Raw genomic sequence first — 14,404 nt, forward strand, 5'->3', positions numbered from 1 at the left:
ACTGCCTGGATCACGCCGGATGGCCTGCCCAGGTGGCACGCGCTCGCGCGTGCGTACGCGGCCTCGTCAGGGCCGGTCGGCCTCGCGGGCACGCATTCTGGCGGCCAGGTCCCGGGCGCCGCCCCGGTCGAGCTTGCCGACCTTCGTCTGGGGCAACTCGTCGGTACCGTACACGTATTCGGGCCACTTGGTCTTGGACAGTCCGATGTTGTCCAGGTGGCCGGTCACCTCGGCCAGGTCGAGGGGCCGGTCGTCCGTGGTGACGACGAGCAGCGCCACGCGTTCGCCGAGGATGTCGTCGGGGACCGGTACCACACACGCCCGGGCCACCCGCGGGTGTCCGGCGACCGCGCGCTCGATCTCGGTGATGTCGATGTTGCGGCCGCCCCGGATGATGATGTCCTTCTCACGGCCCATGATGGTGAGGGTGCCGTCCTCGTGGACGATCAGCAGATCGCCGGTGGGCAGGTAGCCGTCCTCCGTCAGCGCCGGGGGAACGGCCCGGCCGTCTCCGGCGTAGCCGAGGAAGAGGGAGGGGCCGCGCACCTGGGCCCGGCCGGTCACGCCGGGGCCCGCCACCTGACCGTCGGGGGTGACCGCGCGGACGTCCGTGCCCGGGAAGGGGCGGCCGTCCCTGCCGAGCCGGATCTCCTCGGGGTCCTCGGGGCTCGGCGAGGTGTGGCCGAGGCATTCGGACATGCCGAAGACGCGCAGGATCCGGGTGCCCAGGGACCGTTCGGCCCGGGCCAGGGCCGCGCGGTCCATGGGCCCGCCGCCGACGGTGATCGACCGGACGCCCCGGAGGATGCCGGAGCCGGCCGCCTCGTCGCCCATCTGCAACGCCATGGTCGGTACGCACATGGTCCAGCGGACGCCGGTGTCGGCCATCCGCCGCAGCGCGACGGCCCTGTCCCACTTTCCCGTCAGGACGAGCGGCCCGCGCAGCAGGAGGGCGAGGTAGACGCCGAAGCAGTACGCGGCCGTCGACGACAGCGGCACGATCGCGGCGACGGCGTCGCCCGGCGACAGGCCGTTGACGTCGATGGTGGTCGTGGCGGCGTAGCGCAGGGCCGCTTCGGACTGTACGACGCCTTTGGGCCGCCCGGTCGATCCGGAGGTCAGGCCGATCAGGACGCCGCCCGACCACCGGGACACCTCGCGCTGGTGCGGTGTGGCCAGGCACGTCCAGCCGTCGAGCACGGTGCGCGCCGGGCCCGGCAGCCGTTCGGGCACCGCCCATTCGTCGATCGCCGAGGGTTCGGCGACGACGGCGTCCGGGCGGATGTCCTCCCAGGCGCTGGCGAATTCGGCCCGGGTGGTGTGCCGGTTGACCAGCGCGATGACCCCACCGTCCCCGCCGCTGAGGCCCGCGGCGAGGGTGGCGGCGACCGTGCGCCATGAGTTGTCCGCCTGGATCATGACGGTGCCGACGGAACCGTCGGCCGTGCCCGCCGACAGCGCTCGGGCCAGCCGTGTGGCCTCCTCCAGGAGCTGCCGGGCCGTATGGCTGCCCGTGTCGTCGATGACGGCGGTGAAGTCGGCCTCGGCGGCCTGCCGTTGGAACTCCCGCACTACCTGTCGCATTGTGTCCCTCGTTGCGCTGTGCCGAACTCCGTCTGGTCGGGCCGGATCGCTCAGGCGGCGAACAGCTCCGCCTCGTGCCCCATGACCGCGATGCGGCGGCCCTTCATGTCGCCCACCTGGGCGACGGCGGCGGCCCACTCGGGGCTCGCGAGCGCCGCCTTCAGGTCCTCGGGGGAATCGAAGCCGAGGACGGAGATGCCGTCCCAGCCCTCGGAGCGCGGCTCCAGGGCGGCATCGATCTCGGTGTGCCGCCAGCTGCGCAGTCCGGGCAGGTGGCGGGTCAGCTCGGCGTGGTCGCCGCGCCACCACGTGATGAACCGCTCGTGTGTCCACTCCGGGGGCCGGGATGCCAGCAGGACGAGGTTGTACATGGCGGGTCCTCCGCACGGGGTCGGGTCGGTGGGTCGGACGGGCTTCGGTCAGGTGAAGCGGATCTCGGACGAGCGCCCGATCAGCAGGCGCTGCAGCCGCCCGTCGCGGTTCACCCGCCCGGCGGCGACGAAGCTCGCCTCGGGGACGCCCGCGCGCCGCACCTCGCCCAGGAAGAACTCGTCCCGGCCGAGCGTGGTGGCGGCCAGCCGGTGGTGGGTGCGGGTGCCCTTCTCGCGTTGTTCGAGGTAGCCGACCAGGGCGGCGCGGCCCCCGGCGAAGTCGGTGGCGTCGCCGCCGCCGGTGGAGAACAGGATGGACAGCGAGAAGTCGTCGCTGATCAGGTCCAGGATCCTGGAGGGTTCGTCCCCGTCGAGGATGGCGAACCACGCGGTGAGGAAGGGTGCCGGGTCCGGGGTGTCCGTCATGCCCGGCCCCAGTCGACCAGCTGGAAGGAGGTGGTGAAAAAGGCCTGGTAGCGGGCTATGAGTCCGCCCGGTGTGATCACCGCGCCCGAGTGGAAGGAGCCGGTGTACCGGCCGCCCTCGGTCACCACTCCGTACACGGTCTCCAGGTCGCCGTCCCGGCTGTGGCGCAGGACCTCATGGGTCCGGTCCACGGGGTTGCGGCCGGCGATGTACGCGGCGAAGTCTTCCTTGGATGTGCCGGTGATCTCCTTGCCCGGCAGGGCGATGAGGAACCGGAAGTCGGGTTCCAGCAGGTCGAGCGTCCGTTCCGGATGCCTGCTGTCCATACCGGCCAGATACGCGCGCAACACCATGAGGGGCCCTTTCGGTCGGCGGGCGCTCATCGAGGGGTCTGATCAAATTGACTCAAGTTCAATTCAGTTTGAATCGTAAGCCCGCCGAAACACGGCTGACAAGAGTCCGTGCGAGACCATCCTGCGCCTTCGGCGCGGACACGGCACGGGCGGCGGCCACGGGCGGCGGCCGCCGGCGGCGAGCACCGGCGGCGAGCACGGCGGCAGGCATGGCGAAGCCCCCGGCGGAGGTCCACCGGGGGCTGGAGCGGCAGGGTCGCTCAGCGCGTCACGTGGCGACCATCCGCACGCAGGCGCCCTCGATCAGCTCGCTGATCTCCGACAGCGGGGTGGGGCCCGAGGGCCGGTACCAGCGCCAGACGCTGACGATCAGGCCGAGCACGCCCGCACCCAGCAGCTGTGCGTCCCGAAGCGGGAACACGCCCTGGGACATGCCCCGCACCAGCAGGTTCGTCCAGTCCCGCTCGACGAGCTGGACCAGCTGCCGGGCCTCGACGCGCTCGGCCTCCTCCCGCTTGGACTTGCGCGGGCCGGAGAGCAGGTCCATGTGGTTGTGCAGGATGCGCATCTGCAGAACCTCGTGGTCGGAGACCTCGTACGCCGCGCGTACGGCCGCCCGCAGGGCCTCGACCGGGTCCGTGACGCCCGCGGTCGCCTCCGTGAACTTGTCGTGGGACCGCTGGAGCTCCAGCCGCATGATGGTGAGCAGACAGTGGGTCTTGGACTCGAAGTAGTGGTACAGGGCCGTCTGCCCGATGCCGACCCGCTCGGCCACGGTGGACCACTTGGTGGCCTCGAAACCCGTCTCGCCGAAGCAGCCGACGGCGGCCGCCAGAATGGCGGCGCGCTTGGACCTCGGTCCCGCTTCCGGTTCAACCCTTGTCGCCATGACCCCGTCTCCTGGCCGCCGTCCACCTCGTCGGTACCCGAGAGTAGCCCCAAGCTGAACTCAGTTGCCAATCGACGCGGGCCGATCCGGCCCGCCTGGGCCCGGTGTGCGTCAAAGGCGCTCCAGCACGGTCGCGTTCGCCATGCCGCCGCCCTCGCACATCGTCTGCAGGCCATAGCGCCCTCCGGTCCTGCGCAGCTGGTGGACGAGCGTCGTCATGAGCCGGGCCCCGGTGGCGCCGAGCGGATGGCCGAGCGCGATCGCACCGCCGAAGGCGTTGACCCGCTCCGGGGCGGCGCCGATCTCCTTCTGCCAGGCCAGGACGACGGAGGCGAAGGCCTCGTTGATCTCGACCAGATCGATCGCGCCGAGCGGCAGCCCGGCCCGGTCCAGGACCTTCTCGGTGGCGGGGATCGGGCCGGTCAGCATGTGGATCGGATCGGAGCCGACGACGGCCATGGTGTGCACGCGGGCGAGCGGCGTCAGACCGTGGCGGCGCACCGCGTCCTGCGAGGCGATCAGCAGGGCGGCGGCGCCGTCGGAGATCTGGCTGGAAACGGCGGCGGTCAGGCGGCCGTCCTCGGCGAGTGGCTTCAGCCCCGCCATCTTCGCAAGGGTGGTGTCGGCACGCGGGCCCTCGTCGGCGGTGAGGCCGAAGGCCGGGGTGATCTCGTCGTCGAAGACGCCGTCGGCCTGGGCGGCGACGGCCCGCTGGTGGCTGGTGAGCGCGTACTCCTCCATGTCCGTGCGGGAGATGCCCCACTTCTCGGCGATCAGTTCGGCCCCGCGGAACTGTGAGACCTCCTGGTCGCCGAAGCGTTCGCGCCAGCCGTCCCCCGCGAACGGGCTGCCAAGGCCGGCCTGCTCCCCGACGTACATGGGGCTGGCGATGGGCACCAGGCTCATCACCTCCACCCCGCCGGCGACCACCAGGTCGGCGGCGCCGGAGCCGACCGCCTGAGCAGCGAAGTGCACGGCCTGCTGGGAGGAACCGCACTGACGGTCGATGGTGGTGCCGGGCACGTGCTGCGGCAGTCCCGCGGACAGCCAGGCGGTGCGGGCGACGTTGCCGGTCTGGGCACCGATCTGGCCGACGCACCCGAAGTACACGTCGTCGACGGCGCCCGGGTCGGCGCCGGTGCGTTCCAGCAGGGCGCGCAGGACATGAGCGCCGAGGTCGGCGGGGTGCACCCCGCTGAGCGCGCCCTTGCGGCGGCCGACGGGGGTGCGGACGGCTCCGACGATGAATGCTTCGGACATGGCGGGCTCCATGGGTTGGGGACTCAGGTGCTGGGGGCGGCGCGGGTGAAGTCGGGTGTCCGCTTGCCCAGGAAGGCGGCGACGCCCTCCCGGCCGGTGCCGGAGGCGGCCGCGGCGGCGATCGCGCGGGCCTCCCGGTCCAGGTGCGGGCCGAGGTCGGCGGTCAGTCCGGCGGCGACGAGACGGCGGGTGGCGCCGAAGGCGGCGGTGGGTCCGCGGCGCAGGGCCTCGGCCGTGCGCGCCGCCTCCGTGGCCAGCTCGGCGGGGGCGACGACCCGGCTCACCAGCCCGATGTCCGCGGCTTCGGCCGCGGTGACGCGACGGTTGGTCAGCAGCAGATCGAGGGCGCGCTTGGGGCCGATGAGGCGGGGCAGGAACCAGCTGACCCCGGCGTCGGGTGTGTAGCCGATGCCGGTGTAGGCGGCGGTGAACGAGGCGGTGTCGGCGGCGAGGGTCACATCGGCGGACGCGGCCAGGCCGAGCCCCGCGCCCGCGACGGCGCCCTGGACGGCGGCCACCACGGGCGCGTCGCCCGCCGCGAACGTGCGCAGCGCGTCGTGGAGCGCGCCGGTCACCGCGGTGAGGTGTTCCTCCAGTGCCGCGCCGGAGAGCCGGGAGAACTCCCTCAAGTCGCCGCCGACGCAGAAGGACTTCCCCTCGCCGGTCAGCAGCACGGCCCGTACGGACTCGGCGGCGCAGGTCCGCGCCGCCGCCAGCAGTCCGCGCGCCGTTTCCAGGCCGATGGCGTTGCCCGCCTCGCCCCGTCGCAGCGTGACGCGGGCCAGGCCGTCGTCGATCTCGATGCCGACGCTCATCGCGCGGTCCATCCGCCGTCGACGGTCAGGACCTGCCCGGTGCAGTACGAGGAGGCATCCGAGGCGAGGAACAGCAGCGCGCCGTCGAGTTCATGGCTCTCCCCGCCGCGCCGCAGCAGGGTGTTGCGCTCCACCCAGCGGCTGGAGCGCTCGTCGCCGAAGAGATCCGCGGTCATCTCGGTGCGGAACCAGCCCGGGGCGAGCGCGTTGACGCGGGTCCCGCTCGTGCCCCACTGTCCGGCCAGCTCCCGGGTCAGCCCGATCAGTCCGGCCTTGGACGCGGAGTAGCTCGCGCCGCCGAGCGGGGCGGCGGTCACCAGGCCAAGGATGGAGGAGACGTTGATGACGCTCCGGGGCGGCGCGTGCTGCTCGGCGGGTGCCTCCGCCACGAGGCGTGCCAGGTGGAAGGGCGCGGTGAGGTTGACACCCAGGACATCGGCGAAGGCGCTCGGGGATTCGTCCTCGGCGCGGGTCTCGCCCGAGGTGGCCGCGTTGTTGACCAGGATGCCGACGTGGCCTCCGGCGGTCCGCGCGGTCTCGATCAGCCGTATGCGGTCCTCGGCATGCGAGACGTCGCAGGCGACGGGGTGGATGCGGGCGTCTTTGTCGGCCAGTTCCTTCAGCCGGTCGATGCGCCGGGCGGCGGCGAACACGGTGGCCCCGGCCTGCGCGAGGACGGTGGCGAAGCGTGCGCCGAGCCCGGCGGAGGCGCCGGTGACCACCGCCGTCCTGCCCCGCAGCGAGAACAGCTCGTCGGCGGCGAGGGGCGCGCTCATCCGTCCACCCCGATCGGCAGGGCGGTCGCGCCGCCGTCGAGCACCAGGGTCTGGCCGGTCATCCAGGAGGAGGCGTCGGAGGCCAGGAACAGCGCCGCCTGTGCCACGTCCTCCACCGTGCCCAGGCGCCGCAGCGGCAGCTTGGCGGTGAGGATCTCCTCGCGCGCCTCCCACACCGCCCGCGCCAGCTCGGTCTTGATCAGTCCCGGGGCGATGGCGTTGACGCGGGCGCGCGGCCCGAGCTCGTAGGCGAGCTGCCGGGTCATGTGCAGCATGGCGGCCTTGGTGGCGTTGTAGTAGCCGATGTGCGGGTCGACGATGAGCCCGCCGACGGAGGCGATGTTGACCACCGCTCCCCCGTGTTCGGCCATCCAGGCGCGCCAGGCGTACCGGGTCCAGGCGATCATGCCGTACTGGTTGACGCGGACGGTCTTCTCCGCGCGCGGCAGGTCCAGGTCGAGCAGATCGCCGTGGTACGGGTTGGTGGCCGCGTTGTTGACGAGGACGTCGAGGCGGCCGAAGCGGGACATGGTCTCCTCGACGCAGCCTTCCGCCTGCTCGGGTTCGCCGGCGTTGGCGACCACCGTGTGCACGTCGCCGTCGCCCTTGACGCGGAGCAGTTCCTCGCGGGCCTCGGCGAGTCCGGCCGGTTTGCGGGCCGCGATCACCACGTGCGCGCCGGCCGCCCGGTAGGCGGTGGCGATGCCGAGGCCGATACCGCGGGATCCACCGGTGATGACGGCCACCTTGCCGTCGAGGCTGTTGGCGCTCACGCCGCCCCCGTCTCCGTGTCGGTCTTCTTCTTGTATCGCGCGAGCTCCTGGCGGGCCACCGTCCGCAGATGCACCTCGTCGGGGCCGTCGGCGATGCGCAGCGCCCGGGTGATGGCGTACAGCCGGGCCAGTACCGTGTCGTCGCTGACCCCCGCCGCGCCGTGGGCCTGCACCGCGCGGTCGACCACCTTGTGGGCGACCTCCAGCGCGGCGACCTTGATCGCGGCGACCTCCATGCGGGCGGCGGCGTTGCCGACGGTGTCCATGAGCCAGGCCGATTTGAGGACCAGGAGGCGCACCTGCTCGATGTCGATGCGGCTGCGGGCGATCCACTCCCGGACCACGCCCCGGTCGGCGAGGGGCCCGCCGAAGGCGGTGCGCTCGGTGACGCGTTCGCACATCAGTTGCAGGGCGCGCTCGGCGAATCCGATGGCGCGCATCGCGTAGTGCATCCGCCCAGGTCCCAGCCGTCCCTGGGCGAGCGCGAAGCCCTCGCCCTCACCGACGAGGATGTTCTCCACCGGTACGCGGACGTCCTCGAAGAGCACGTCGCCGTGTCCGAGCCGGTCGGTGTAGCCGAACATCGGCAGGTCGCGCAGGACCGTGATGCCCGGGGTGTCCCGGGGGACGAGCAGCATGCTCTGCTGCCGGTAGGTGGGCGCGTCCGGGTCGGTCTTGCCCATCACGATGATGAGCTCGCAGTCGGGGTCGAGGATCCCGGAGGTGTACCACTTGCGGCCGTTGACGACGTAGCTGTCGCCGTCGCGGGTGATGCTGGTGCGGATGTTGCGTGCGTCGGAGCTGGCGACCTCCGGCTCGGTCATGGCGAAGCACGAGCGGATCTCGGCGTCGAGCAGCGGGCGCAGCCAGCGCTTCTGCTGCTCGGGCGTGCCGTACAGCGCGAGCAGTTCCATGTTGCCGGTGTCGGGCGCCGAGCAGTTGAACACCTCGGGGCCGATGATGGAGCGGCCCGCCAGCTCGGCCAGTGGCGCGTATTCGAGGTTGGTGAGTCCCGCGCCCCAGTCGCCGTGTGCCATGAAGAGGTTCCACAGGCCCTCGGCGCGGGCCTTCTCCTTCAGCTCGGCCATGACCGGCGGCAGGGCGTGCGGGTCGTCCGCTTCGGCGATCTGCCGGTCGTACACCGCTTCCGCGGGGAAGACGTGCTCCTCCATGAAGGACCGCATGCGGTCCGAGAGTTCACTCGCGCGTGGCGAGAATCCGAAATCCACGATGGCTCCTGTTCAGTGGGCCGGATCAGCCGAGGATGTCGCGTGCGGTGCGGATCATCGCGGCGATGGTGGGCGGCAGGCGCTCCTGGTCCGGGTCGTGGTGCTTGCCCTCGCGGTGGCGGCGCAGATTGTGGCCCATGATCGCGGCCATCTTCATGCGGCCGAGTGCCCGGAACCAGTCCATCGCGGGCAGCGCGGGGCCGCCGTCGCGGTAGGTGTCCAGCAGTTCGGCCTCGTCGGGCAGACCGGGCACGGCCTGCCCCAGCTCGGGGAAGTTGCGGTGGTCGGCGAAGAGCAGGAACCAGCCGAGGTCGATCCGCGGGTCTCCGACGCTCCAGATCTCCCAGTCCACGACGGCCACGGCGCGTTCGTCCACGCACAGCACATTGCCGAGCCGGAAGTCCCCGTGCAGCAGCACCGGCGGGAGGCCGCGTGGTACGCCATCGGCGAGACGTGCCAGCAACTCCTCCCCGCCGGGCCGCAGTTCGGTGGGAACGGCACGCAGGGTGCGGCTCCATCGCTCCAGCTCGCCCGCGGCGTCGAGCGGTTCGGGCGCGTCGAGCCCGGGTGTGTGCACATCGGTGGTGTGCAGCCGCCGCAGGACGGAGGCGATCTCCAGCATCCGGGCGCGGGCGGTCGCGGAGGGCACCTCGTGCTCGTCGAGGACCGGCTCGACGGCCTCCCCGGCCGCGAAGTCCATGGCGAACCAGGCGGGTTCGGTGTCGTCGACCGCCACGACGCCCGGCACCGGCACCGTGGACCCGGCCAGCGCGCCCAGCACCCGGGCCTGGCGCAGGACGTCGTTGCGTCCGACGGGCCGCTGCCCGGGCGGCACCGCCTTGACGACGTACCGGGCCTCCCCCGCGGTGACCGAGTAGGTCAGCCCGGAGTGGCCGCCCGGCAGGGTCCGCAGCTCCCCTATCGATGCGCCGGGATGCCGTGTGGCGAGCCGGTCGCGGACCCGGGCGGCCAGCTCGGGCCCCTTCGTGGCGGTGCTCATCGGGCGGGCTCCTTGGGCAGGCCGAGGACGCGTTCGGCGAGGATGGTGCGCTGGATCTCGTCGGTGCCGCCCGCGATGCTGTAGCCGGGGGCGCCGAGCAGGTGTTCCGTCCAGGCGTACGTGCCCCACTCCCCCGTGTCCGCCACCAGGCTCGGCCCCAGCAGCTCGGACACCAGGTCGCTGGTGCGGCGCATGGTCTCGGTGGCGTACAGCTTGCCGACCGAGGCCTCCGCGCCGGGTTCGCGCCCGGCGACCAGGGCGGCGGTCACCCGCAGTCCGATGAGCCGCTGGACGAGGGTGCGGATGTGGAGGTCGGCGGCCCGCTGCCGTTCGCCGCCGGTGAGGGGGCGGGGCAGGTGCGCGGCGAGGTCCAGCGCCCGGTCGGCGTTGTCGAGGCCGAGGCTGCCGGAGTCGAGCCGCTCGGCGGCCAGCACGCTGAGCGTGACCCGCCAGCCCTCGCCGACCGGGCCGAGCCGGTCGGTGTCGGGCACGGTCACCCCGTCGAGGTAGACCTCGTTGAAGCTGGAGCCACCGGTCATCTGCCGGATGGGCCGCACCGTGACGCCGGGCGCGTCCATACGCACCAGGAAGACGGTGATGCCGGCGTGTTTACGCACGTCCGGATCGGTGCGGCACACGGCGACGCCCCAGGTGGCGACGCGGGCTCCGGAGGTCCACACCTTGTGCCCGGTCAGCACCCAGTCTCCCCCGCTCTCGGCTTCGCTCGAGCGGGCGGTGCCCCCCTCGTCGCGCACCGCCCTGGTGCGCACCGCGGCGAGGTCGGATCCGGCCTCGGTCTCCGAGAACAGCTGGCAGGCCAGTTCGTCGGTGCGCAGCATGGGCCGCAGCCAGCGCCGCTTCTGCTCCTCGGTGCCCCAGATGGCGATCGCGGGGGCGACGAGCGCCTGGGTCACCGGGAAGATCTCGGGACGCTGGGGCACGTCGAAGGCCGCTTCCTCGGCGCGGTAGAGCTGCTCGTAGTACGCGGGCAGGCCCCGGCCCCCGTACGACTCCTCCCAGGTGAGCGCGGACCACCCCTGGTCGTAGCGGATGCGCTCCCACTCCTGGACGCGGGCGGTGTGCTCGCGCTCCTGCTCCTCGGTCCAGTTCTCGAACACGGCGACGGAGTCGGAGCCGCTGCCCCACTCCCCGTCGGCGGCGCGGGGCCGGGCGACCGTGCGGAGCCACTGCCGGGCCCCGGTGCGGAACTCCTCGGGTTCCGGGATGCCGCTCATCTCTTCTGCCACTTCCTTCTCCACCTCCGACCGGCGGGACGTTCAGCGGGACAGCACCGTGCAGGCGCTGACGCCGGGGGCGCCGTACACATGGGTGAAGCCGACCCGGGGGCGGCCCGGGACCTGGCGTTCTCCGGCTCGTCCGCGCAGCTGCTGGACGACTTCGTAGACCTGGCGCAGCCCCGAGGCTCCGATGGGTTCACCGTTGGCGATGCAGCCGCCGTCGGTGTTGACCGGCAGCGCCCCGCCGATGCCGGTGGCACCGGAGGCGATCAGCCGCTCCTGCTCGCCGTCCGCGCAGAACCCGCACTCGGCGATGTGCATGACCTCGGCGCCGCTCTCGGTGTCCTGGAGCTGGCAGACGTCGACGTCGCGGGGGCCGAGCCCCGCCTCCTCGAAGGCGGCGGCCGAGGCGTCGCGGCTGACGCTGGTCAGCTCGCCCGCGGGGATCCACGGGCTGAACACTTCGAACGAGCCGAAGCGCCGGGTGCGCACCGCCGCCGAGCGCAGGGTGACCGGCGAGCCGTCCATGGTGCGGGCGGCCTCCGGGGAGCACAGCACCAGCGCGGCCGCGCCCGCTCCGGGGGAGCAGAACATGTAGCGGGTGAGGGGGTCGCTGACCATGCCGGAGCCGAGGATCTCCTCGGCGGACAGCGGCTCGCGGCGCCATGCCCCGGGGGTCAGGGCACCGTTGCGGTACGCCTTCTCGGCGACCAGCGCGAGGGTCCTCGGGGTGATCCCGTGGTCGTGCATATAGCGCTGGATCTTCATGCCGAAGAACTGGGTGGTGACCATCAGCCCGTCGCTGCCGTACTCCGCGCCCAGACCCCAGTCCTCGGGCCTGGGGTCGAAGGCGCCGCGCGGATGCTTGTCGAAACCGACGGCCAGGACGACATCCGCCATGCCGGAGCGGATCGCGTTCACGGCGGAGATCAGCGCGCTGCCGCCGGTGGCGCAGCCGTTCTTGACATTGATGAACGGCAGTCCGGTCAGGCCGAGTTGGGCCACCAGGGTGTCGGCGAGGCCCGCGCTGTCGCTGCCGCCGAACGCGGCCCGCACCCGCGACCACTCGATGCCGGCGTCCGCCAGCGCGGCGTTCACCGCGCCGACGGCCAGCTGCCGGCCGGTCGCCTCGGACCGGCCGAACGGGGTGCGCCCGGCGCCGCAGATCAGGACGTCGGTGCTCATGATCCCTCCTCGCCGGGGGTGGTGGGCCTGGCTCGCGGGACTCCGGGGCCCGCGGTCACCGTGAGGGGCATGCCGATGCGGATGTCCTCGAGGTCGTCGACGTCGAGGACGGCGGCCACCCGCACGCCCTCCGCCAGCTCGACGTAGCCGAGTGCGAACGGCGTGAAGCCTCCGGGCGGGGCCTGGTAGGGCGGCGACTTGGGGGCATACCGCTGCACCGTCCAGGTCCACAGCATGCCCGTGCCCTGGAGGGCCGCCGGGTCGGCGGAGCCCCCGCAGCGCGGACACGCGTCCTCCGCGGGATAGACCGTCACCGCGCAGCCGGAGCAGCGCGAGCCGTGGAGCCCGGGGTCCGGGCTCCGCGGATCCGTGGCCATCCGGATCAGCGCCCCTGCCACTTGGGCTCGCGCTTCTCCAGGAACGCCGACACGCCCTCGTTGGCGTCCTCGGAGTTGAGCGCGACGCCCACGGCGAGGTGCTCCATCACCATCAGCGACTGGGTGTCGGCGTCCAGGCTGCGGTCGATCGTCATCTTCGTGAGCCACATCATGAAGGGGCTCTTGTCGGTGAGGTCCCCGATGAAGTCCTCGACCGTCGCGTCCAGCTCCTCGGCCGGGGCGGACTTGTTGATGAGCCCGAACTCGGTGGCCTCGACGCCCGAGAGCAGCTTGCCGGTGAGCATCAGCTCCTTGGTCTTGCGGATGCCGATCATGCGCGGCACCCGGTAGATCGGGCCGGCTCCGCCGAACAGCGCGCGGCGGATGTGGAAGTCCCCGATCTTGGCGTCGTCCGCGGCGATGGCGAAGTCGCAGGAGATCATGATCTCGAAGCCGCCGGCGGTGACGTAGCCCTCCAGGACCGCGACCGAGGGGGTCTTCATCGAGTAGAGGCGATCGCACACCTTCGCGGACTTCACCGCCACGTCGATCGCGTTGGACTTGCCGACGTACTCGGCCTTCAGGCTGTCCAGGTCGAAGCCCGAGCAGAAGGTGCCGCCGCGTCCGCGGACCACCAGGACCCGCAGCTCGGGGTCCTCGTCGACCTCGGTGATGATCTCGTCGAGCCGGTCCAGGATCGGCACGGTGACGCAGTTCTTCTTCCACGGGCGGTTGAGCCACACCCGGGCGACGTGGCCGTCACGCTCGAACTGGATCTCGTCTTCCACGGTCATACCCTCACCCCTTCGAAACTGAACTGAATTCATTACAACTCTGGGAGCAGGAGCCCGCCCTGTCAACCCCTTGATCGGGACGGGTAGGCGTCGATCAACTCGAACGGGATTCAAGAGCCAGTCCGGCGAGCCGGGTCCGGTGCCGGTCCGCCGTACCGAACAGCGCCTCGCCGCTGCGGGCGCGGCGCACATACAGATGGGCCGGGTGCTCCCAGGTGAAGCCGATGCCGCCGTGCAGCTGGACGTACTCGGCCGTGGCCAGGCGGAAGGTCTCGGAGCAGACCACGGCGGCGGCACAGGCGGCCACCGGCAGCTGCGGCGGGGCGACGGCGGCGCAGGCCGTGGCGTACGCGGATGCCGAGCGCGCCGCCTCCAGCGCGACGAGCACATCGGCCAGCCGGTGCTTGACGGCCTGGAAGGAGCCGATGGGCCGTCCGAACTGGTGGCGCTGGGCGGCGAATTCGACCGTGGCGTCCAGCGCGTGGGCGCTGCCGCCGACCTGTTCGGCCGCGAGCGCGGCCCGTCCGGTGTCCAGGGTCGCCGCGACCGTGGCCTCGGCTGCCTCCGCCGTGCCCACGGGGGTGGCGGGCGCGCCCCGGAACTCCAGCAGCGCCTGGCGGCGCGTCTCGTCCAGGACGCGGCGCGGCGTGCGCCGGCAGGTGCCGGGGTCCGGTTCGCAGGCGAACAGCCGGGGTCCGCCGGGGGTCTCGGCCCGCACCAGGAGCAGATCCGCGCCGGCGCCGTCGAGCACGAAGTCCGCCCGCCCGCGCAGCACCCATCCGGCGCTCCCCCGCTCGGCGGTGACCGTGGGCGCGTCGTCGCCGAATCCGGCAACGGTCGCGGTGAGCGTGCCGTCGGAGATCGGGGGCAGATAGCGCTCGCACGCCGCGCGGTCACCGCTGTGCAGCAGGGCGTGCGCGGCCAGGACCACCGTGGGCAGCAGCGGCGCACAGCACAGGGCCCGTCCGGTTTCCTCCAGGACGACGGCCAGCTCGGCGAACGTGAAGCCCGACCCGCCGTACTCCTCGGGGACGGCCAGCCCGTGGACGCCGATCTCGCCCGCGAGCCGGGCCCAGAGGGCTTCGTCGTATCCGCGCGGGGTGGCCAGATGTTTACGGACGTCCTCCGGACCGCTCGCCTCGGCACAGAGGTCCCGCAGGACGGTACGCAGCTGCCGCTGTTCATCCGTTTCGGAGAGGAGCTGAGGGGCGATCTCGGGATGGCGAGGGTTCATGGGGGCTCCACCGTGCTCGTACGACGGGATCAAATTTGAGAATTGAACTCAATTCATGACCGTAGACAGGGAGCCTCGACCCGGCAAGACCCCGCATCGG

General features: G+C 72.3%; 16 protein-coding genes. All 16 read right to left on the reverse strand.

Annotation, left to right across the window (positions count from 1 at the left end; translation table 11 throughout):
* Positions 1–66: 66 nt before the first annotated feature.
* Entirely contained in the window at positions 67–1,584 is a 1,518-nt protein-coding gene (locus ABZ562_RS18165; RefSeq protein ID WP_361480106.1) for a class I adenylate-forming enzyme family protein, read from the reverse strand.
* Positions 1,585–1,634: 50 nt separating this feature from the next.
* Positions 1,635–1,955, reverse strand: coding sequence for an EthD family reductase (locus ABZ562_RS18170; protein ID WP_361480109.1), 321 nt, complete (start codon positions 1,953–1,955; stop codon positions 1,635–1,637).
* Positions 1,956–2,003: 48 nt separating this feature from the next.
* A complete protein-coding gene (locus ABZ562_RS18175) occupies positions 2,004–2,381 on the reverse strand; it encodes a hypothetical protein (protein ID WP_361480112.1) in 378 nt (125 codons plus the stop codon).
* Entirely contained in the window at positions 2,378–2,734 is a 357-nt protein-coding gene (locus ABZ562_RS18180; protein ID WP_361480115.1) for a nuclear transport factor 2 family protein, read from the reverse strand. The genes ABZ562_RS18175 and ABZ562_RS18180 overlap by 4 nt, the downstream gene beginning before the upstream one ends.
* A 268-nt stretch (positions 2,735–3,002) precedes the next feature.
* Positions 3,003–3,623 carry a TetR/AcrR family transcriptional regulator gene (locus ABZ562_RS18185; RefSeq protein ID WP_361480117.1) on the reverse strand — a complete coding sequence of 207 codons (621 nt, stop codon included), beginning with the start codon at positions 3,621–3,623 and terminating at the stop codon, positions 3,003–3,005.
* A gap of 111 nt (positions 3,624–3,734) precedes the next feature.
* Positions 3,735–4,883 carry an acetyl-CoA C-acetyltransferase gene (locus tag ABZ562_RS18190; RefSeq protein ID WP_361480120.1) on the reverse strand — a complete coding sequence of 383 codons (1,149 nt, stop codon included), beginning with the start codon at positions 4,881–4,883 and terminating at the stop codon, positions 3,735–3,737.
* A gap of 23 nt (positions 4,884–4,906) precedes the next feature.
* Entirely contained in the window at positions 4,907–5,698 is a 792-nt protein-coding gene (locus ABZ562_RS18195; RefSeq protein ID WP_361480123.1) for an enoyl-CoA hydratase-related protein, read from the reverse strand.
* The gene (locus tag ABZ562_RS18200) at positions 5,695–6,474 is read right to left on the reverse strand and encodes an SDR family oxidoreductase (protein ID WP_361480126.1); all 780 of its coding nucleotides are present in this window, start codon (positions 6,472–6,474) and stop codon (positions 5,695–5,697) included. Before ABZ562_RS18200 ends, ABZ562_RS18195 begins: the two co-directional genes overlap by 4 nt.
* Positions 6,471–7,247 (reverse strand): SDR family oxidoreductase, encoded by a 777-nt coding sequence (locus tag ABZ562_RS18205; RefSeq protein ID WP_361480129.1) that lies wholly within the window; start codon positions 7,245–7,247, stop codon positions 6,471–6,473. Before ABZ562_RS18205 ends, ABZ562_RS18200 begins: the two co-directional genes overlap by 4 nt.
* The gene (locus ABZ562_RS18210) at positions 7,244–8,476 is read right to left on the reverse strand and encodes an acyl-CoA dehydrogenase family protein (RefSeq protein ID WP_361480132.1); all 1,233 of its coding nucleotides are present in this window, start codon (positions 8,474–8,476) and stop codon (positions 7,244–7,246) included. The genes ABZ562_RS18205 and ABZ562_RS18210 overlap by 4 nt, the downstream gene beginning before the upstream one ends.
* A 25-nt stretch (positions 8,477–8,501) precedes the next feature.
* Positions 8,502–9,476, reverse strand: coding sequence for a phosphotransferase family protein (locus ABZ562_RS18215; RefSeq protein WP_361480134.1), 975 nt, complete (start codon positions 9,474–9,476; stop codon positions 8,502–8,504).
* Positions 9,473–10,711 carry an acyl-CoA dehydrogenase family protein gene (locus ABZ562_RS18220; protein ID WP_361480387.1) on the reverse strand — a complete coding sequence of 413 codons (1,239 nt, stop codon included), beginning with the start codon at positions 10,709–10,711 and terminating at the stop codon, positions 9,473–9,475. The genes ABZ562_RS18215 and ABZ562_RS18220 overlap by 4 nt, the downstream gene beginning before the upstream one ends.
* Positions 10,712–10,753: 42 nt before the next feature.
* Entirely contained in the window at positions 10,754–11,899 is a 1,146-nt protein-coding gene (locus ABZ562_RS18225) for a thiolase family protein (protein WP_361480137.1), read from the reverse strand.
* Complete coding sequence (locus ABZ562_RS18230; protein WP_361480140.1) at positions 11,896–12,276, reverse strand: OB-fold domain-containing protein; 381 nt, start codon at positions 12,274–12,276, stop codon at positions 11,896–11,898. Before ABZ562_RS18230 ends, ABZ562_RS18225 begins: the two co-directional genes overlap by 4 nt.
* 5 nt (positions 12,277–12,281) lie before the next feature.
* A complete protein-coding gene (locus ABZ562_RS18235) occupies positions 12,282–13,070 on the reverse strand; it encodes an enoyl-CoA hydratase/isomerase family protein (protein ID WP_361480143.1) in 789 nt (262 codons plus the stop codon).
* Positions 13,071–13,164: 94 nt separating this feature from the next.
* Positions 13,165–14,304 carry an acyl-CoA dehydrogenase family protein gene (locus ABZ562_RS18240; protein ID WP_361480146.1) on the reverse strand — a complete coding sequence of 380 codons (1,140 nt, stop codon included), beginning with the start codon at positions 14,302–14,304 and terminating at the stop codon, positions 13,165–13,167.
* Positions 14,305–14,404: the final 100 nt, after the last annotated feature.

It is taken from the genome of Streptomyces sp. NPDC019937 (assembly GCF_040631655.1).
In the GTDB taxonomy this organism is placed as follows: Bacteria; Actinomycetota; Actinomycetes; order Streptomycetales; family Streptomycetaceae; genus Streptomyces.